Origin of the sequence: Pseudomonas sp. SWRI99, assembly GCF_014270125.1 — a bacterium.
Lineage (GTDB): Bacteria > Pseudomonadota > Gammaproteobacteria > Pseudomonadales > Pseudomonadaceae > Aquipseudomonas > Aquipseudomonas hamedanensis.
The window spans coordinates 82,540-101,696 of record NZ_JABWQR010000009.1; the positions used below are offsets into that span (position 1 = coordinate 82,540).

17 protein-coding genes and 1 pseudogene are annotated in these 19,157 nt (G+C 52.5%); 11 read left to right on the forward strand and 7 right to left on the reverse strand.

Annotation, left to right across the window (positions count from 1 at the left end; translation table 11 throughout):
* Positions 1-14: 14 nt before the first annotated feature.
* A complete protein-coding gene (locus tag HU743_RS09560) occupies positions 15-206 on the reverse strand; it encodes an XRE family transcriptional regulator (RefSeq protein ID WP_186648292.1) in 192 nt (63 codons plus the stop codon).
* 182 nt (positions 207-388) lie between these two features.
* On the opposite strand from HU743_RS09560, the gene HU743_RS09565 reads away from it, so the two are divergent.
* From HU743_RS09565 to HU743_RS09580, 4 genes are all read left to right on the forward strand, one after another.
* Positions 389-1,660, forward strand: a complete 1,272-nt coding sequence (locus HU743_RS09565; protein ID WP_186648294.1) for a TIR domain-containing protein — start codon at positions 389-391, stop codon at positions 1,658-1,660.
* A 412-nt stretch (positions 1,661-2,072) separates the two neighbouring features.
* Complete coding sequence (locus tag HU743_RS09570; RefSeq protein WP_186648296.1) at positions 2,073-2,489, forward strand: TIR domain-containing protein; 417 nt, start codon at positions 2,073-2,075, stop codon at positions 2,487-2,489.
* Positions 2,490-2,592: 103 nt separating this feature from the next.
* Positions 2,593-3,867 (forward strand): tetratricopeptide repeat-containing protein, encoded by a 1,275-nt coding sequence (locus tag HU743_RS09575; protein ID WP_186648297.1) that lies wholly within the window; start codon positions 2,593-2,595, stop codon positions 3,865-3,867.
* 117 nt (positions 3,868-3,984) lie between these two features.
* Positions 3,985-4,848: a DUF4231 domain-containing protein gene (locus HU743_RS09580; RefSeq protein ID WP_186648299.1), complete on the forward strand. Its 864-nt coding sequence runs from the start codon at positions 3,985-3,987 to the stop codon at positions 4,846-4,848.
* 83 nt (positions 4,849-4,931) lie between these two features.
* Here the strand turns inward: HU743_RS09580 and HU743_RS27160 are convergent, their stop codons facing one another.
* The 5 genes and pseudogenes from HU743_RS27160 to HU743_RS09605 all read right to left on the reverse strand — a co-directional run bounded on the left by HU743_RS27160 (position 4,932) and on the right by HU743_RS09605 (position 10,522).
* Positions 4,932-5,774, reverse strand: coding sequence for a hypothetical protein (locus HU743_RS27160; protein WP_186648301.1), 843 nt, complete (start codon positions 5,772-5,774; stop codon positions 4,932-4,934).
* 285 nt (positions 5,775-6,059) lie between these two features.
* Positions 6,060-6,296 (reverse strand): annotated as a pseudogene (locus HU743_RS09590) (phage infection protein); the annotation flags it as partial.
* A gap of 138 nt (positions 6,297-6,434) precedes the next feature.
* Positions 6,435-7,001: a phospholipase D family protein gene (locus tag HU743_RS27165; protein WP_186648304.1), complete on the reverse strand. Its 567-nt coding sequence runs from the start codon at positions 6,999-7,001 to the stop codon at positions 6,435-6,437.
* 138 nt (positions 7,002-7,139) lie between these two features.
* On the reverse strand, positions 7,140-8,429 hold the full coding sequence (locus HU743_RS09600; protein WP_186648305.1) for a hypothetical protein: 1,290 nt from the start codon (positions 8,427-8,429) through the stop codon (positions 7,140-7,142).
* Positions 8,430-9,241: 812 nt separating this feature from the next.
* Entirely contained in the window at positions 9,242-10,522 is a 1,281-nt protein-coding gene (locus HU743_RS09605) for a site-specific integrase (RefSeq protein ID WP_186648306.1), read from the reverse strand.
* Positions 10,523-11,931: 1,409 nt separating this feature from the next.
* Between HU743_RS09605 and HU743_RS09610 the strand changes: the two genes are divergently transcribed.
* Complete coding sequence (locus tag HU743_RS09610; RefSeq protein WP_186548205.1) at positions 11,932-12,663, forward strand: hypothetical protein; 732 nt, start codon at positions 11,932-11,934, stop codon at positions 12,661-12,663.
* Between the two features lie 98 nt (positions 12,664-12,761).
* On the opposite strand, the gene HU743_RS09615 is transcribed toward HU743_RS09610, so the two are convergent.
* Positions 12,762-13,403, reverse strand: coding sequence for a dTMP kinase (locus HU743_RS09615; protein WP_186648307.1), 642 nt, complete (start codon positions 13,401-13,403; stop codon positions 12,762-12,764).
* Positions 13,404-13,505: 102 nt separating this feature from the next.
* On the opposite strand from HU743_RS09615, the gene HU743_RS09620 reads away from it, so the two are divergent.
* The 6 genes from HU743_RS09620 to HU743_RS09645 all read left to right on the forward strand — a co-directional run bounded on the left by HU743_RS09620 (position 13,506) and on the right by HU743_RS09645 (position 19,085).
* Positions 13,506-14,567 (forward strand): SDR family oxidoreductase, encoded by a 1,062-nt coding sequence (locus HU743_RS09620; RefSeq protein ID WP_186648308.1) that lies wholly within the window; start codon positions 13,506-13,508, stop codon positions 14,565-14,567.
* Between the two features lie 591 nt (positions 14,568-15,158).
* Positions 15,159-15,674, forward strand: coding sequence for a DoxX family protein (locus HU743_RS09625; protein WP_186648309.1), 516 nt, complete (start codon positions 15,159-15,161; stop codon positions 15,672-15,674).
* A gap of 28 nt (positions 15,675-15,702) precedes the next feature.
* On the forward strand, positions 15,703-16,587 hold the full coding sequence (locus tag HU743_RS09630; protein ID WP_186648311.1) for a DUF692 domain-containing protein: 885 nt from the start codon (positions 15,703-15,705) through the stop codon (positions 16,585-16,587).
* Positions 16,580-17,356, forward strand: a complete 777-nt coding sequence (locus HU743_RS09635; protein ID WP_186648313.1) for a putative DNA-binding domain-containing protein — start codon at positions 16,580-16,582, stop codon at positions 17,354-17,356. Before HU743_RS09630 ends, HU743_RS09635 begins: the two co-directional genes overlap by 8 nt.
* Positions 17,357-17,669: 313 nt before the next feature.
* Positions 17,670-18,137, forward strand: a complete 468-nt coding sequence (locus HU743_RS09640; protein ID WP_186648315.1) for a hypothetical protein — start codon at positions 17,670-17,672, stop codon at positions 18,135-18,137.
* A gap of 291 nt (positions 18,138-18,428) precedes the next feature.
* Positions 18,429-19,085: a DsbA family oxidoreductase gene (locus tag HU743_RS09645; RefSeq protein WP_186648317.1), complete on the forward strand. Its 657-nt coding sequence runs from the start codon at positions 18,429-18,431 to the stop codon at positions 19,083-19,085.
* Positions 19,086-19,157: the final 72 nt, after the last annotated feature.

The window sequence follows — 19,157 nt, forward strand, 5'->3', positions numbered from 1 at the left end:
GCTCTGCTTCGGGATTAGACTAAGACTGCCAAGTATTTATTAAGCTTGTCTTCGCCTTCTTTGGTAAGTCTAAAGTAACGCTGCGAAAGATCAGCCTCGGCATCATCGACCGCGTTAAAATAAGCGGCGGGCAGGTTTAATTCTGCCGCTAGGCGTTCGACTAATTCGGGGTCTGACATCCGCTTGCCCAACTCGTACCGATTCATCCTGGTGCTCGCGGATGCGGGCTCTTTGTTGTGTTTACTTTCCCCGCATTCTGAAAAACCTCCGCTCGACGAGGACGTCGACGGGCGCCGTGCGTTGGGAAATGACAATCCTGCCACTGGCGTAAGCCCACGCCTCAAGATTAATGTGTACGATCCGCTGTAATCACCCGTCGAGATTCACGATGACCGCAGAACAATCATTCAAGTACGAAGTTGCTCTCTCGTTTGCTGGTGAGCAACGCAGCTATGTCGAGCGCGTTGCCCGGTCATTGATAGGGTTCGGGGTGAGCTGCTTTTTTGATACTGATGAAGCCGTTCTTCTGTGGGGAACGGATGGTATCGTGTCACTTGACGGTATTTACGGTACCGATGCGCGGTACGTGGTTATGTTCGTATCTAATGAATATGTCGCCAAACCTTGGTGCAAGGTCGAACGGTGTGCGGCCTTGGCCTCGCGCCTTGAGCGCAACGATGACACCGTGCTCCAAGTGGTTTTCGATCGCGTCAAAGTCCCAGGTATGCCGCCCAGCGAAATTTACGTTGAAGCCAAGAATTTCGAACCTGAGCAGCTTGCCTTGCTGATATGCAAGAAACTGGGTGTAGACCTGTCGACTCAGAAGGCAAGCGTGGTGGCGCCCCCATTCAGCCCTGAAGACGCGAAAACTGTGCGGTTCGGCTACGGCAGCTATGGAGGTCGACACACCATAGGTTCAGGGGATTGGAGTTTCGAGCTTCACCTCAGCAGAGCAAGCAGCGAGTCGATTCATATTTACAACGACACCCCAACAGTTCGGGGCTTGGCCTTTGCTCCTGGTGCCTGGGAGTGTTCAGATGTAACGGGCGCGGCCTCATTAGATTTCTCATCGCCCAACCTCAGTCCCCACGTCGGTTCGCTGTTTGTCGTACAAAACCATCTGGGTTTTTATGCTCTCGTAAGAATCGAATACATCGCAGACCAATCCCGAGGCTCAGAAATCGACGAGCTGATTTTCAGCTATCGGATTTTGCGGGACCGCAGTGATGATTTCAGCAAGGTTTCGCCGTTCCAGCCCCTTGCGCCCAGCATTGCGCTCGATTTTGACGTGGCCAACGGGACATTGAGCATACATAACACCACCAGGGAGCCCATTAAATGGTATCTGACGGCGACTGATACCTCCGGTTTTCCTCCTCCCCCGAATGCTACTTATCGGGAGCTGGATGCCGTCACGGTCGCTGGTGGTAAATGGATGCCGGCCTTGAACTGTAAATTCGAAATGAAGCCCATGCCTCCGCGGTCGGTCCGGGTCAACGACCTTCACATGGACATCTACATCTCAAACAGTATCGATGAGTTCTACAGAATTCGATTTGTCTTGAAGATGACCTGTCGGGGTAAACCGGACGGTGAAGCAGCCTTGATCAGTGTCGTAAGCCGTTTAGAGGCGGCTGATTTACTGGATACTGGTGAGTAACAAGCGCCCAGACACTCGACTTCTTGTGACGCCGGAGCAGAAGTTTCGGGTGCTCCGAACTGGTGAAAGCAAAGCAAACTTATCTCCAAGGTCAGGATAATCTCAGTAACGACAGCTTTTCTCAAAAAAACGACTATCAATGCCTGATGGGTGTTAATTTCGCGCCGGTTTCTGTCATTGTGGCATTATGGGTGTCATGCTTGGCCTCGAAATACCTCTGCATGACTACCTAAATTGGTTGGTTTCATCTGCATCCAATAATTACATACGCTCCCTGCTGCGGATTATTCGTGTCTGTTTGATTAAAACAGCTGCGTGAGAATCTGTGAATGGTTGTTAGGTGTGGCTGTCAGGCATTTTGTTCGGTTAACGTTCCTATTCAATAAATTTACAATCAAAGGGAAGTGTATTAATGGCTAAGCATAAGGTTTTTATCAGTTACGACCACTCGGAAGACGTTCTCTACAAGCGTTTGCTGCAAGCTTGGGATGCCAACAAAGATTTCGATTTCGAGTTTGACAGTCGCGGGCCGGACGTAGCTATTAACAGCACCAATGCGGGTGTGGTAAAAACCGCGCTGACGAAGATGATGATGGAGGCGACCCACATCCTGGTACTTGTCGGTGAAAAAAGTCATGAAAGCGACTGGATGAAGTGGGAAATCGAAAGAGCCAAAAAAACTGACGTTAAGCTCAAAATTGCAGCCATCAAGCTTGCTCAAGATAACAAATCTCCAGCAGGTTTATTGAACGTCGGAACCGCATGGGCAACCAGTTTTACGAGGGATCGAATCGTCGAAGCATTGAACAAAGCGTCGAACGGTTACTGACCTTTTAGTACTTCAATTCAAGCCTAAGCTAACCCCACTGGATTATTTCGAAGTGCCTTAGGCGCTTCGGAATTCTCTCTGCTCCCGATTTAAGAGTGCCGTCATGCCTGGTACAGATTTACATGCTGATTCTGAAAATATGAAAGTATGTTTCGTTATTATGGGATTCGGGAAGAAAACTGATTTCGAATCAGGCCGCACCTTAGATCTGGATGCTACGTACGAATCGATTATTCAGCCTGCTGTAGCTGCACAAAACATGCGGTGTATTCGTGCAGATGAAATCGTGCACTCGGGGATAATTGACACGCCAATGTACGAGATGCTGCTTCGTGCAGACCTGGTCATCGCCGATATCTCCACTGGTAATGTCAACGCCGTGTACGAGCTTGGCGTCCGGCACGCTTTGAGGCCGAATTCGACCATCATAATGGTCGAGGATGAAGGAAGGCTGTATTTTGACCTTAACCACGTCAGCACCTTTCGCTACAACCACATCGGCTTTGATATCGCGGCAAGAGAGGCGAGGAGGGCCAGTGCTGCCCTGGGAGACCTAATTGCCAGCGTAATGGTCTCGAAACAACCCGACAGTCCCGTGTACACATTCTTGCCACGACTCCAACGTCCTCGTCTAACCGACGAGCAGTTCGCTGACTTATTGGATGATGCAGAAGCTGCGCAAACTCGCCTCGCGGGCCTGATGCATAGGGCTCAGATGTTTTCCGATACGAGCCGACATGCTGATGCCAAGGAGACTCTGAAGCTCGCGGCTGTTATTAAACCGGGAGAGCCCTTCATTCTTCAACAACTGGCGGTTGCTACCTACAAAGCGAAGGTTCCGACCTTATCAGTCGCATTGTTTGAAGCGATGGATGTGTTGTCCGCTCTGACACCTGACAGTTCTAATGATCCAGAGACGCTGGGGATTGCTGGTGCTATCTGCAAGCGGCTTTGGCTCGAGCTAGATGAAAGGCAATATCTCGATTCGGCCATTAAGTACTACGGCAGAGGTTATGAGGTCCGCCGCGATTACTACAACGGAGAGAACCTGGCACTCTGCTACGAGTACCGCGGTGAGAAACAGTCGGATGCGGACGAAATGAAGTTCGATTTCATGTCGGCGCGAAAAGTTCGTACCTCAGTCGTTGAAGGATTGGAGCGTATTCTCGCAGAAAGCGATTCTGTCGATCGATCAGACATAAAGTGGGTATACGCCACCCTCTCAAATTGCTATCTGGCACTAGGTCACGCGAAGGAGGCCGTCGCTTACGAAGCCGAATTCATGATTAACATGTCAATCCAATGGATGATTGAGACCTTCCAGTCAGGAAAGAGTGAAATCATCAACCTCGATACTCGCAGACAACAAAACGCTTAGTCTGCTGTGCGATATCGATTGTTTTATATGCGCTCGAAATTTTCTCAAAAATGTCTACCAAAAACTACTACTATGGCGATGATTTTTACAAAAACTGGGTTATTAGGGAGTAGCGTCGTGCAGGAAAAAGACTTTCCAGCGTTGTATCAATCTACAGATCAGCTATCGAAGGATCGCCAAGGGGATTTTTACCGTGCCTTGGGCGTGAATCTGTTTCTTCTGGTTTGTGCAGCCCTGCTTTCCGTGATCAATATCCCCCATTGGTCCATGGCCGTGTTGCAAGCACTCACGCTGCTCGGAGCGCTGGGATGCTCGGTTTTCCTCGCAACTCAACGTCCTGAAAGATTCTGGTATGCGGGTCGGGCTGTCGCAGAATCGATCAAGACTTTGACCTGGAGGTACATTTCCAAAGCCGAACCGTTTGACGATGGAGATGATGCTGCGAAAGAAGTTTTCAGACGGAAAATTAAGGCCGTTTTTGACCAGAATCGCGATATCGCTAGCGTCCTGACCTCCCACCTGGACAGCCCTCAGATCAGTGAGGAAATGTCGCGGCTTCGCTCGCAGAGCTTGGAAGCGAGGAGGGCGGCGTACCTGGAGCATCGCATCGAAAATCAGCTGGCTTGGTACAACGCAAAGGCGACTTCCAATGCCCGCGCAGCCAAGTGGTTCTTCAGATTGTTGATCGGCGTCAACGTTGTCGCAATCATATTAGCCCTCGTCAGAATTGCCTTTCTGACCGCGCCTTATTGGCCAACCGACGTGATGGTGGCTGCCGCAGCAAGTCTACTCAGCTGGATGCAGGCGAAAAGGTACACCGAACTGTCAGCGTCCTACGCCTTGACCGCCTTTGAGATTCAGTTTGTCCGAGAACAATCTCAGGTAGAGATGACCGAACAAAGGTTTTCATCATTCGTGGGGGACGCCGAAAACGCCTTCTCTAGAGAGCATACGCAATGGGTTGCGCGCAAAGATAATTGACGAGTTGGCTGTGGCCTGTAGGTCAGCGTCACAGCCCGACTTTACCCGCGCAGAGGTTTGTTCAGCTACATCGGGTCTCTTGGTCAGCCTCCGCGCAAAGTCCGTATCCTGGCGAGCAGCTGAGCCTCTAACGTAGCCAGGCCTTCATTGTTCGGGTGGTAATGCAGATACCGAAGGTGAGCGAGGTCGAAAGGGATATCAGCCTGGTTTTGCGTGATCAGGATTACCTCTTTGCCCCAGGCGTGCGCCAAGCCAATCTCGTAAAACACGTTAGCGTTTCGGCCGGTGCAGTCGCATACCACGATTGCAGACCGATCAATCAGTGCAACAACGTCCTCCATAACCGTCTGGTGGTCCCAGATATCATCGGCCCGGTCACATCTCATACCTGCCGACCCCGCGGCCCGCTGTATGGCTGCAAGTACTAAGGCAGAGTTCGCAAATGGCATCATTACAGATAGCTGGTCGTTTACGAGTGTCGCTGTCTCCGGTAACTGGAAGATCCTCGGATGACGACGAGAACCTCTCAACTCGGTCAGCATGAATCTGAAAAGATCGACATCCTTCACCGCCCAATGTGTGCGCGAAAATTCGTAGTCATTGATGCCGAGCCTGGAGCGCAAGCGATAGATTTCTGCGATAGGGATCGGGGGGACATTCGCGTCGTAGATGTAATCTAAAAGCACCTGACCTCGAGCCCCGTCTCGAATACTCATAATGGTGCCAATCCTTGCAAACTCTTCCCCGTCCACCCGCATTTCATCCATAAAAAGGGTCGGCATGGCGGTCAGAGCGGCGATGTTAAGTACCCCGTCAACTCTCATTTGGGTTACCAGCGCAGGGGCCGTGTACTCCAGAATTCTTCCGTGACTGAAAGTGTCGTGATTGTCCGCCCAGCCACCGGCGTTAACCAATAAATTGAACATGAAACCGCACTCCTTAGCATGCTCGATATCCCGTGACTGTGCATTTCACAACGCTACACATCCCGCCGGAATGCACATCATATCGTGTCGGCACACCTCGGTCTCACCAACTTTGCCCTAGATTTTTCCATCTTACTGGGTTGGCTTTTCGCCAAAAGAATTACCCCCCAGTGAAGTAGGATGCGCACCCATAAAAAAACCCGGCTATATAGCCGGGCAAGTGGGGAGCAGAGCAACGATTGAAACAGGAATTTCGGGTCGTACCTAAGAAGTACTTTAGGCCGCTCGATTCTGGATCAGGCGATCGGAACCACCTTCAGCCAAGCGGCGCTCAGCCAGACAATCTGCACCACCTTCGGCTACACGATTTTGAATCAGGCGATCCGAACCACCTTCAGCAACACGACTTTCAATCAAACGATCCGAGCCGCCTTCAGCGAGGACTTGTTTAGCGGAAGAAGCTGCAAAGGCGTTTGCCGCGAGTACCGAGAAAGCGATGCTAAGAATGATTTGGCGTTTCATGGCTGCGTGCTCCGGATCTAATTGGTCGGTATGGAGTGGATGTTACGCGCCGTATTATTTAAGAGAACTTCATTGGGTCGATGGTGACTATCGATGACAGGAATGTTTGCCTCTTTGGCCAGAATCTCACCATCTGGTTCAAGGTTTGTATCGCGCTACGAGGTGCTCGAGATAATCGTTGAACATTTCATGCTGCACGTCTCCGACGGTTCCGTGGTGAACCGTTGACAACTCATCATTGTGAACAAGGCCTCCCGCGGTGATATTGGCTGAGCCAACGATCGCCGCGTAGCGCGTGTCAGACTCGAAGTAGTAGAGCTTCGTATGCAGCCGAAATTTCTTGGGGACCACCACGTGCCTTAGGGCACTCAATGTCGTGAGGGAGGGTATACACGACCGGGCGGTATTCTCCGCATTCGTGAAAATTGTGATCTCTGTTCCACGTCCAAGTGCTGCGGCTAAATGTTCAACGAGGAGATCCACACCGCACTGTTTGATCCATCCGGAACAGATGACAATTTTGTCCGCATTGTTGATTAGATCGGTGACGACAGAAAGATGGTTCCGTCCCCAATGGTTTGAAATGACTTCCACGTGTTGGCCCTGCAACAGAAATAGGGGCGAGTCTAAACAGTGGTATGGGTTGCTGCTGCGCGGGTGATAAGGCTTCTGTCGGTCCACCGGGTTGATGAACGCCTCGATCATCCCGGCGCTCAGGTCGTGATTGCCCCTGGCTGTCACGGATTTTTGGCGAGTGCTGAGGCGAGATAGAATGTAAATCGATATCCAGAGCATTCAGGAATTGGTTTTCTTTGCCCGTTCCTGCGTTGGAGTCGGTCCGGTTTAAATTTCTGGGGGATTCCAAGCTTCGAAATGCTTGAGCGCATCCAAGTCGCCGATCAGCTCCATCGCTTTAGCCAGGCGATCCAGCACAGCTTGCCGTTCTTGTGTTTCGAGGCGCTGCGCGCTTTGCGCAATGTCTTCGAAGAAAGCCTGAATACTGTTCACTTTCGCCCAGGTTTGAATCACCGTTTCAAGCCGATCTCTGCTGTCTTGAATCGCCTTGAGCCGACGCTTCTCATCCTCCTTTCGTCGCCACTCTTCCATCTGTAATTGGTGTCGCTGTCGCTCCTGCTCGCTCCGTATTCGCTCGATCTCCACCTTGCTCGCAAGAATCGGAGCCTCGGCTAGCAAAGACTTCACTATGCCTGGAATTTTGCTGACCAAGTCGCCAGGCTTGTTCTCAGTCCATCGCTGAATCCACTCCACACTGTGGTACGGGGAATACACCTGCAAGCACAATCTGCTGCTTGGCATATCGGCGCTCATCATCCATCCATCAGGGTAATCGGAGCGTCTTTTACTTACTGGAAGCGCTGTCAGGCGGACGTATTTCTTCTCGGGGCGCTTCACGTGGACGTATTCACTGATCTCATAAATGGACAGACCGAACACAACAGTGCCGACGTAGACGACCGTGGGACGTTGAGGTCGCCACAGGGCAGGGTGCACGTACCTGTTTGATGCGACCTCTCGATGATCCACTGACTCACAGCCCACGTGAGTAGTCGGATTAGAAAGCGCGACCGCCAGACCCTTTTTCATTAGGGCCAGAAACAACTGATTGGCGAAGTCCACGGCGTGATTTACGCCTGAGCGGCTAACAATTAGATCTGCCATCGAACGTTTTGAAGGCCGCAGATAACCTTCATCAGTCTCTTGGGCTTTCTTAAAATGCTCTTCAACGTCCACCAGTAACGGATGCCGGCGAGGGAGCACCGCCATGCGATCGGACGATCTCGTGCGAATTTTTGCCGGGCTTTTAGGAAGTGTGCGGGAAATTTGCTCGGGCGCGCCGTTCCGGCTCCAGGCGAGGAGGGCGCCTGGCTGGACCTCCGGCAGCGGAGGAGTGGCTTTACGCTTTCCCGCGGCTACCTTCGCCCAATACCCAACGGCTGGACGGGGAATGTTCAGATGGGTGAATACGCGCGCCAGGTAGCTTGAGGACACCCCATAACGTTCCGCGATCTTGGTCATCGGCGTTGACCAAGCCTGCTCGTAGAGTGACTCCCTGGAGACGGTGTCCTCGGGCGACTCATCGATGACGGCTGGAATGTTCGGAGTGTCTTCCATGCATGAGTGCTTATGAGAGTAGGTGGCAGGCAGATTCTTCGTTCAGACAGCCTAGCTCATGAATTGTGACGCTTATGGAGGGAAACACGAGCACAGCGTTGTCATACCTTGGCGTAATCACTGCAAAGACGGCCAAGGGTAACTGCCAGCGCCCTGATCTAAGCGGTGAGCAACTGCACATCGCTCACATGGACGCAGCTTCATGCGCTAACTGCCTGGCGCATGAGTGCAGCGTGCGAGCGTGAAACGCTCGCGCTTGTCGTTGCTCAGCTTGCTTTGCGTGTCTCGTCGAACCGGTCATCGATTTTTGCCACGCGACGCGCCATGCGGGCTCGGCTAACCACGGAGGGGGAAGGCGTGAAGCCATCCTCATTATCAACAGTCGAACGTGCGGTCGACGTGGAGGTGAACACTGAAAAAATTACGTTCAAGCCAAAGACATTTTTCAAAAGAGGCTCCAGACAATCGAATAGTTGGAGCTACGGTAGTCCTGCGTTATGACCCTTGAGAAGCAAAGAACAGACATATCAGTTATCAACCGAGGCGATTCCAGCTAGGGCGTTGGAAAAGTGAACGGTTGTGGGACGTCGGTGCGGAGCATCGCTGAGTGAAGTATTCAGCCACCGCGGCGCAAAACGGCTGGAAGAATGTTAAAGCAGTTTGCGGGGATTAAGCGCCAGTCAATCCTAATTCAACTTAATAGCACACCACATGTACCATTAACTTGGCGTGGTCGGTGCCGATCCATAACTACGGTTCCATTGGGACCCAGAACAAGAAAACAACGTTGCCGGTGCCGAGTCATCAACCCATTATTTCAACTTAAGGTGTTTGACCGAGTGCGCGCGCTGCTCGTCGAGCGAATTGTAATAGGTGTTTTGCGTGGTGCTCAGACTGTTATGGCGCAGGTCCGCCTGCAAATCCTTCATGTCGCGAAAGGGTGCATCAAAAGTTGCCGACGTGTGTCGCAACCAATGCAACGACGCAGAGCGCAGATTATCGATCTCATCGTCGCTGCGACCTTCTGCGGTCATTTTCAGCAAGGCGCGATCAAACACCTGCTGAAGTAACAAGCGTAGGTGTCGACCTGAAAGGCCACCTCGGCCGCTTAACGTGGTCAGCAGGGGATAGGTCTCATGCGGTGAGGGCAGGGCACTTAGCCCCAAGTGTCTTCGATAGCGACTCAAATAAGTGTGCACGTAGTCATCGCGCACGCTGATTTTGGCCGACTTGTTTCCTTTGCCCACCACATGAAACCACCAGTTGCCCATGGTATCCCGCCGAAAATCACCCATGGTCGGTTCCCAATTGTCGCGACCGACCAGATCAGAAACGCGTAAGTACATGGCAAACAAAGTCGTGAGTACAAACAGCGTGCGTTCATGGTCGGGGTCTTCTTCCGCCATTTCCTCCGCGGTTTCGATTACATAATCCCACTGGAGGTGGGAGAGGGCGCGGCCGGACACCTCTTGGGTATGGCGTTGCTTGTAGACCGCCTTTTGTTTGACCGCGCGAAATGGATTGGCTTCGGTGAGGCCTTCGTCCATGGCGTATTGATAGAAGCTGCCACAGACGGCAAAGACTTGGGCCACGGACCCTTGGGCCATCTTGTAACGATTCTCTGACGGCGCGGGCTCCGGAAGGTGTTTGTCACGTTTGGGCGCCGTCTGGCTGAAAGGACGCCACACCGCGTTGAGTTGGTAAGTGTCGGCACTGCTTTTGCGCTGACCACCGACCCGGAGGAAGCGCGACTTGACCACCGGTCCAATCCAAGCCGCCGTCGGCCGCAAGCAGAATTCCATAAACGCCTCGGCGTCACTGCGGCGTAATTCCAGCAAAGGTTTCCGGGCCACCAGCAGTGACCAAAGCAGCAAACGTTCCACGTGCGTGCGGTAGGAATTGAAGGTCGCTTCATTGCCGGCATACGATTTGAGGAAACCGCGCGCAGCGATATAGCCCTGATGAGCCTCCAGTTCCTCGGGAAAGCTTGCCAAATAATCCCGAACCAGAGGTAATTCTTCACTCATCTGGTGAAAGTTCAGCTCCAAAAAGCGTCGGTAGCTTTCAAACAGTGGTTGCGGTGACGAAGGCATGGGACATCCTGCATGAAATGGGAATTTGCGGGAATGAAATATCCGGGTCTGGGAGTTATCGGATATTGGACGTGAGTTGGATGCCTCGAGCTGGAACATAAACTCGACTGGGATAAAAAGTTAACTACACTAAATAGCTGTTTAGTGTAATTAACCTTGGTTCCGATTTCGCGATCATCAGACGGATGGTATCGAGGAGGAGATAGCACATCAATGTCGTACTATTTTTCATTACTTAGGCATCACAACGCTCGGATAGGAAAGTTCTGACCACGCCGGGCGAACTGAACTTCATCATTACATCCTACATATATTATCGATTTATCTATTAAATTTTACGCGGCATTGCAACAACTTGAGTGCTGAACAGACGACTAACGGCTCTCGAACCATTTACGCCCGCTGATGATTGCCAATTCCGGCGATTCATCATTTTTCTAACTTTTTTCCGGCGAATTAAAAATCTTGCGCAACCCAAGTATTACGGGCGTATCCGAATTTTTATTGGTAAAAAATGAGGCTTATTTCCGATAATTTAGAGGGGCTTTTTCTTTTTTCCGGTGATTAAAAAATGCGTTTTGGCTTTAAAAATAGGGTCGACGAGCACCTTACCTTGCCTAAATACTGCATCTGCGCCTCCGACAATCCCCACGTGATCCCTTTTTCATGCTTCAAGGGCAAATATTCCGGCTATTTAACATTCTTTTTCCACCACGTTTTTTTTCCGGTGAATTAGCATTTTTTCTGTATCGCTCTGGGCTCAACCGCTCTAGCATCGCGATGAGAGCCACAGGAGCACCTGGAACCGCCCCATATTTTATGCGTAGGGGGTCATTTGCAATTTCTAGATGTAGGTTGAGGCTAGATCCACAGGTATATGATTTCTAGGGGATTCCGGTGAATCAATAATTATTGTCCGGTGAATCGCTGATCGCGACATCCAGAGCCCCCCAGTCCTCTATAGGACGGTTCACATAATGTATATTATGTTAAATCATGTATTGCGCTACGTGCCCTGGCAGCAACACCTGTCTCGTTTGGTTTGGCATGCGCATCTGGATCATCCAGAGAAACGACCTACCTCATTACCCACCAGCGTGGTTCTTCCTCAGTGGTTGAACCGTAGTCTTTATACGCGCCCTTTTCTTTTATTCTCACAATTTCAAAGGCTTTCAAACTCAAATCGAAACCGACCAAAGACTGACACTTCTCTATAACAAACAACCTCCGATTTCAAAAACATTCAATAATTAGCACTCGAAGGATTTCAGCTCCAACCTCAATAGCCAATAAGTCTAAAGATCACACTTTATTTTTGCGGATGAAGACTAGGCTCACCATTCGCGCAGGGACATATGGATGTAATGCGCGATAGCCAATCACGAAGGAATCAACGAAAGGACTACTCCATGGAAAGCTTTGGTCTCAACGATTCGCAAACCAATTGGAACGGCGGCCAGCGTATTACGCTAAACGCAGGAGATACAGCGACGTGCACTACTTTGCGTCCTGGTCAAATTTACGGAATATTCTTATACAACTCAGCGGGCAACGATAATAATGTCGACGTCAATGTTGTATGGAGCAACAGCAAAGCGCCGGTGAAAATACTCGTCCCAGGCACGACAGCCAACGCTGGCCTGGCGTCTATGGGCTTCGTCTCTGGCAGCGACACCCAGACCATTTCCATATCTATTTCGAGCGGGAGTGGCAACGGTCAAGTCGAAGCCTGGTTGGGCAGTGTGAGCATGCCAATCAATACAAGCGGCCTTACCAATAATGTTTTGCAAGCCAATGGAGAACAATATCAGTTCAACAAATACTCCCGGTACTTCGCCGTACCACCTTCAAAATGGATGAATTTGACTATTGTAAGCAAAATCACACAGTTCATCTCCTGCCAGTTTCGCGAAGCAAATGCAACTGTGTTCGTGGTCAATGAAACGTCCAACGGCTTGCTAACTGGCCAGGTGACCAGCATCGGCCCAACTGCCTCAGAGCCTGGTGCGGTTACTATCATCCCGACACAGATACAAAGCGTCTCCAACAATCTTCAGGGTGACGGTAGCCAGTGGGTATGGATGGATGCGGATAGCGTGCAGGATTCTTCAAGTGCAAGCATTTCGCTGCAATCGCTTTAATTAGCAAAAAAAGAAAAAAAGAGTCGCACAAAGTGCGGCTCTTTTGGTGAGAACTTATAGATTACCTGTCAGCAGATGCTGCCGGCCGCCGTCCCTGCTCATGGCGAGCTCACGCTGGGGACGCGCAGGCGAATCATCACCCGATTAATCTCCCCAACCACCCGCCTTGTCGCCTCCACGATCGCTCCCTCATTTCGGCATAAAAACCAACCCTGATCAGCAACGGCTTGCTCAAACGCCTGAGTACAAGCGACATGCTCCTCCAGACCGCGAAGCACAGTACTGCTCAAGCCGCGCCGTCGTGCCCCTGCCCTCGCCCACGAAATCTCCGCCGCTGTGACCACCCCAACATGCAGGTCTGGCACCTGCACGTTGCGATCAAGGTTCAATTGGAGGATTTCTGCGAACGGGACTATGCGGCGAAACGCGGCCTCGGACGGATACCAGCGGTCGATCAGGATAATGCTGTCGGTGGGGTGTTTGGTCAGCACGTGCCGGGAAATCCAGCTGCGGCTATCAGCCAGGCGTTGGCAAACTTCCAGCTCCAGATCCCGGTCAGGATGTCGGACGAGCCGGTTCACCAAGTGCATTGTTTCGCCCCTGAACGGGTCGCTTTTTTTCTCGCAAAGCCGGATGACTTTCTTATTGTCAGCCCTCAGGACTTCGGTGATGGCCTCCAATAGCGAGGTTTTGCCTACGCCTTTCGGGCCATCCAGAGCGACAAACAGCGGACGATTCATTATTCACAGGCTTCAACGGAGAGTAGCGAACACTCTAACGGATTTTCAGGTTGAACCTCTGACGCTCAGGCGTACTCCGAAATTTAAATCCAGGAGAAACGTATGACCCAGACAGCTTTGGTCGTGGGCGCCAGCGGCATCGTCGGTAGCGCCATCACTCAATTACTGATCGACAACCAGTGGCAAGTCGCCGCGCTGTCGAGACATCCTTCACAAGCGCAAGGCGTGATCCCTGTCGCGGCCGACCTTCAGGATCTTGCTTCGCTGCAACAGGCGCTGGCAGATTTAAAACCCGCTCATGTGTTCATTACCACATGGTCGCGGCAAGCCACGGAGGCCGAAAACATTCGCGTGAATGCCGCCATGGTACGCAACGTGCTCACCGCTATTCGCCCAGCCAAGAGCGTTCAGCACGTAGCACTGGTTACCGGGTTGAAACACTACCTCGGCCCGTTCGAAGCGTATGGTAAAGGCAGCCTGCCGCAGACACCGTTCCGCGAGGAGCAGGGTCGTCTGGATGTTGAAAACTTCTATTACGCCCAGGAAGACGAACTCTTCGCCGCGGCTGAAAAGGACGGCTTCACCTGGAGCGTTCATCGCCCGCATACCGTCACCGGGATAGCCGTTGGCAACGCGATGAACATGGCAACTACCCTCGCCGTCTATGCCTCGATTTGCAAACAAACCCATCGGCCTTTTGTGTTTCCGGGGTCACGGGTGCAATGGGACAGCCTCACCGATATGACGGACGCGCGGCAGTTGGCGAAACAACAACTATGGGCAGCCACCACGCCGGCTGCGGCCAATCAGGCATTCAACGTCACTAATGGCGATGTTTTCCGTTGGAAATGGATGTGGGGGCGCATTGCCGAATACTTCGATTTGCCTGCTGCGGACTATCCCGCTTCACTCTCACCCCTTGAGAAACAGATGGCTAACGACCAAGCCATATGGACGCAGATAGTCACGGAGCACGGCCTGAAAGAACCCGATATTGGTCGCCTGATATCGCCATGGCATACCGATGCTGACCTTGGGCGACCCATCGAAGTTGTCACGGATATGTCGAAGAGCCGCACCCTGGGATTCACGGCATACCAAGCGAGCGATCAGGCATTTTTCGACGTGTTCGACAAACTACGAGAGATGCGTTTGATTCCTTAGACCGTTCCAGAACGCTGGGCTGACTTGTTCGCGCCAGGCTGCTCCCACAGAAAATCAAGGTGGGCACTTGGCGCTGTCCCTGATTGAACAGAACTTTTCCGCTCTCTCTCTCTCTCTCTCCGAACGAACTGATGGTCCATCCGGAAACCTCGACTTGGTTTTCCATAGCGCCGCATTAAACGTTAAACCTAAGCGCCCTCGCCCTCCCCTCATCTGTGGCGTGTAGTCGTTTCTCCAGTGCTTCATAGCCTTCGTCGCTGCGCACAGGAATGACTAAGCCCTGTTAGAAATCCTCCTGCATGTCGCCGGCAGAACCAAGCCGATCAAATATCCAAACTCCAAGCAGAATCCAAATGCCACAGGCCAAGTGCCTGGATAGTGCGTTCTACAAGAGTGCTCTGTATCCAAGTGTGTACGGAGGCGGACGCGTTACACAACATTGAGCTTGCAGCAGCGCAAGACACAAGCGAGATACACCAACCGGATGAACTACGGCCATGGCCAGCGCAGTGGGTCCCGTGCCTGCCACCTCTCATTGGAAGTACCTGAAGTGCTTCCACTTTCTTGACGACAAGTCGGAGAATTAAATCAATGCAAGCAAACATGTCATCAGTCTTGAATCGGCTACACCTTAACCTCGATCGCGTTGGAGACTGGATCGCCCCTTTAAGCTTGCGCGTGTTTCTCGCCTGGGAGTTTTTTGAAGCCGGGTGGGAAAAGTGGAACGGTGAGAACTGGTTCCCAAGCATTCAAAGTGCCTTTCCTTTCCCCTTTAATCAGATGCCGGCTACGTTTAACTGGCAGTTATCAATGTGGGCAGAACTGCTCTGTTCCATTGCTTTGCTTGTCGGTCTGGGAACCCGCCTCTCGGCACTAATCCTCATAGTGGTAACCGTCGTGGCGACTGCCGCAGTTCACTGGCCAGCAGACTGGTCGACGTTGAGCGAACTGGCTAAGGGTTACTCCATCAGCAATAAAGGCTACGGCAACTTCAAGCTGCCCTTGATCTATCTCGTAGCACTGCTGCCGCTGCTGTTCACAGGAGCCGGAAAGCTGAGCCTGGATGCATTCATCGATCGGTGTAGCAAGCGTTTGAATGCACGCTGAGGACCGTGGATTCCGGAGAACGAAACTCATGCAAACGAACATTTCATCATCAGTGCATTTAGATCCACAGCCCCCACTTGAGGCAACCGTTGGCCTCGGACTTCGCCGTGCGCTTCTCAAAACGCTTCGTGACGCTCCCGTTGGCGATTTCGACTTTCTAGAGGTTGCTCCAGAGAATTGGATCGGCATTGGCGGCGCTCATGGAGATGCCCTGAAGTTGCTAGCTGAACGCTATCCGCTGTCATGCCATGGCCTGTCGCTTTCGCTAGGTGGCAGTGCGCCTCTGGACGAGTCTTTTCTTGAGCAAGTACGCGGGTTTCTCGATCGCTTCAACGTGCCGTTTTATAGCGAACACCTGAGTTACTGCAGTGACGATGGCCAGCTATACGACCTGTTGCCATTGCCTTTTACTGAGGAGGCAGTACATCACGTTGCTGGGCGCATCCGTCGTGCACAGGACATTCTCGGCCGTCGTCTTGCTGTAGAGAACGTCTCTTACTACGCCGCAGCTCATCAGGATATGGACGAACTTACGTTCACCAATGCAGTACTTCGCGAGGCCGATTGCGACCTATTGCTCGACGTTAACAATGTGTACGTCAACTCAGTGAACCATCGGTTTGATCCAACGGTTTTCCTGGCCGGCCTGGAACCAAAACGTGTAGTCGCTATGCACGTGGCTGGCCATTATGACCAAGCCGATGACCTGATAATTGATACCCACGGCGCCTCGGTCAAACCGGTCGTCTGGTCATTACTGGGGCAGGCTTATGGCCTCTTTGGTGTGAAACCAACGCTGCTGGAGCGCGATTTCAACTTTCCGCACTACGACGAACTTGTGGCTGAGCTGAATATCATCAGGCGGTTGCAGCGCGACGCGGATGCGCGGGTGCGGGTGACCGCCGATGGCTGACTTCACTTCAAGTTTGCACAGTCAGCAACTCGCGCTGACCCGTTACCTGCGTGATCCGGACGGCTATTCGCCGCCTGCGGGGATGAACCCCGTAAGAGCCCGGGTTTATCTCGATTTGGTGTTGAATAATCTGTTGGGGTTGCTGGGTGGAACGTTTCCGGTACTGGTTGCCGTGCTCGGTGATGCCGGTTGGCGTGCACTGGTGCGACGTTTTTTGCGTGACTACCGCGCGCAAACGCCGCGTTTCGGAGAAGTCGCACGTGAGTTTGTTGACTTCGTAGCGAGCCTGGAGGACTCGCCGGGTCACGAACATCCCTGGTACCCGTTCCTGCCTGAACTGGCCCATTACGAGTGGGTGGAGATGGCGCTGCAACAGTTGGACGCTGCCCCGTTAATGGCCAGTGATGCGGCGCAGTTACTCGACCGCCCTCTTCGGCTTTCCCCGCTCGTCTGGCCGCTGGCTTACAGCTGGGCCGTGCATCGTCTCGGGCCAGGAAACCTGCCTTCTGAAGCGCCAGAACAACCAACGTTACTGCTGATCAGCCGTGTGCCGAGTGGCCAAGTGCAGTTCTCGCAGGTCAGCCCGCTGGCATGGCGTTTGTTGCAGCGGATCGAGCAGTTCCCGGATATGGACGGCCGAGCGCAGTTGCATGCTTTGGCTGCAGAGGCTGGTGCTTCAGACGTGGCCAGCTTCGTCGCTGACGCACTGGTTCTGCTGCGCCAGCTTCATGAGCAAGCTGCAGTCGGCGTAGCTGGTTGTCCTGACTGACCATTAACGGCTCAGTGGGCGGCTGTGTGCGTCCAGCAGGAAATGCAATCGCACTTTTTGTATCGCTGTGTACCCGTACGCGGACTCTTGGGATTGGCTTACAAATCGCTCCCTTGCTTGATACAGCGTGGATACATAGCGCCGGCTTAATAGGCCTTACCCGATAAGGTCGCCCTGTCGAGGTGGAAAACGCTTACGCGTATAAGCCATGGAATTGCAGGCTTTTCCCACTTCGCCTGGAGCTTCCTTAAGGGTTTATTCGCCCTGTGGCATGAACGGCGGCTTGGCCGCACAAAGCATCTGGAGAATCATCATGTACCGTAAACCATTATCGAACAAAACCACTTTTGGCCTGGCCGCTATTGCTTTAGCCGGCAGCATGAGCCTGGCATCGTCTGCGGCTTTTGCTGTTGAGGCATTGCCCCAAGGCTATCAACTGGCATCGGCAGACAAAGCCGGCGAAGGCAAGTGTGGCGAGGGCAAATGCGGTTCTAGCCAAGCCAGCGACAAGTCCGCTACTGCCGAAGGCAAGTGCGGTGAAGGCAAGTGTGGTGACGACTCTTTCGCTCGCACAGATACCGACCATGATGGCCTCGTCTCTCTTAAAGAACTCCTGGCTGTCGCACCTCAGGGCGGTGAAGAATTTCAATCGATGGACATCAATCACGATGGTTTTCTTACGGAAGGTGAGGTCTACAAGTTCAGGACCAACCAATACACCTCCAACGGCAAGCAAGTACCTACCGAGCTTTTCACCCGCATGAGCAAAGCGCAGAACTGATTCCTGCTCCCGCAATATTCGCCCTCCCTTCGGCTGCAGCCAGGAAGGGCGATTTACCTTCTGAAAAGTGCCCATGGCCTGCATCTGACTTTGTCCGGAAGATAATAATGCCAAACATTGATTAGTTACACGGCGCCATAGGTGATGTTCTGCAACCCTCATTTATTCATTGAACGCAACATTCTAAAGTCCACCCCACTGCTCGCCTCATCCTATCGATGGGTCGCCAAAAGGAGACTTTCCCATGCCGTTCATCAGCAAGTACCGTAAACAAATGACGGAGTCCAAAAAATGACTGTTCCCGTCAGTATCGATTTTGTGTCGGATGTGGTGTGTCCCTGGTGCGCACTCGGCGCCACTGCGCTGGAACAAGCCATCGCCAATCTTGCCGGCGAGGTTGCTGTGGAGCTGACCTTCAAGCCTTTCGAACTGAATCCGAACCTGCCGGCCGAGGGCGAACACGCCATCAAGCACATGATGCGCAAATACGCTCGCAGCGCCGAAGAGGTCGCCTCCCGCAATGAAATGATCGTCGCGCGTGGCAAAGCCATCGGTTTTCAGTTCGACCTGGAAAAGCGCAGCCATTTCTACAACACCTTCGATGCTCATCGCCTTCTGCTCTGGGCCGTGCAAGAAGGCCACCAGGTCACACTCAACAAAATTCTGCTCAAGGCTTATTTCACCAACGGCGACAACCCCAGCGACCACGAAACACTGGTACGCCTGGCCGGTGAAGCAGGACTTTCAACCACCCGCGCCCGCGAAATTCTGGCCAGCGAGGCGTTCGCTGTCGAGGTACGTGAACTTGAAAGTTTTTACCTCCAGCGCGGGATTAACTCGGTCCCGGCCATGGTGCTGAACGGACGTCAGTTGATGTCCGGATCGCTATCAGTCAAGGAGTACGAACAAGTCCTCAGGCAAGTGGCACGAGAGTCCGCCACAGCCTGACAAAGCGACTTGTTTGCAAGTGAATGAGTGCCAAGCGTTTTGGCTTTGCCATCCAGGTCGACGTTAACCTCA

Coding starts and splice junctions, on each gene's coding strand:
- HU743_RS09560 (WP_186648292.1), bottom strand. CDS start 206: ATGAATCGGTACGAGTTGGGCAAGCGGATGTCAGACCCCGAATTAGTC.
- HU743_RS09565 (WP_186648294.1), top strand. CDS start 389: ATGACCGCAGAACAATCATTCAAGTACGAAGTTGCTCTCTCGTTTGCT.
- HU743_RS09570 (WP_186648296.1), top strand. CDS start 2,073: ATGGCTAAGCATAAGGTTTTTATCAGTTACGACCACTCGGAAGACGTT.
- HU743_RS09575 (WP_186648297.1), top strand. CDS start 2,593: ATGCCTGGTACAGATTTACATGCTGATTCTGAAAATATGAAAGTATGT.
- HU743_RS27160 (WP_186648301.1), bottom strand. CDS start 5,774: ATGTTCAATTTATTGGTTAACGCCGGTGGCTGGGCGGACAATCACGAC.
- HU743_RS27165 (WP_186648304.1), bottom strand. CDS start 7,001: ATGATCGAGGCGTTCATCAACCCGGTGGACCGACAGAAGCCTTATCAC.
- HU743_RS09600 (WP_186648305.1), bottom strand. CDS start 8,429: ATGGAAGACACTCCGAACATTCCAGCCGTCATCGATGAGTCGCCCGAG.
- HU743_RS09605 (WP_186648306.1), bottom strand. CDS start 10,522: ATGCCTTCGTCACCGCAACCACTGTTTGAAAGCTACCGACGCTTTTTG.
- HU743_RS09610 (WP_186548205.1), top strand. CDS start 11,932: ATGGAAAGCTTTGGTCTCAACGATTCGCAAACCAATTGGAACGGCGGC.
- HU743_RS09615 (WP_186648307.1), bottom strand. CDS start 13,403: ATGAATCGTCCGCTGTTTGTCGCTCTGGATGGCCCGAAAGGCGTAGGC.
- HU743_RS09620 (WP_186648308.1), top strand. CDS start 13,506: ATGACCCAGACAGCTTTGGTCGTGGGCGCCAGCGGCATCGTCGGTAGC.
- HU743_RS09625 (WP_186648309.1), top strand. CDS start 15,159: ATGCAAGCAAACATGTCATCAGTCTTGAATCGGCTACACCTTAACCTC.
- HU743_RS09630 (WP_186648311.1), top strand. CDS start 15,703: ATGCAAACGAACATTTCATCATCAGTGCATTTAGATCCACAGCCCCCA.
- HU743_RS09635 (WP_186648313.1), top strand. CDS start 16,580: ATGGCTGACTTCACTTCAAGTTTGCACAGTCAGCAACTCGCGCTGACC.
- HU743_RS09640 (WP_186648315.1), top strand. CDS start 17,670: ATGTACCGTAAACCATTATCGAACAAAACCACTTTTGGCCTGGCCGCT.
- HU743_RS09645 (WP_186648317.1), top strand. CDS start 18,429: ATGACTGTTCCCGTCAGTATCGATTTTGTGTCGGATGTGGTGTGTCCC.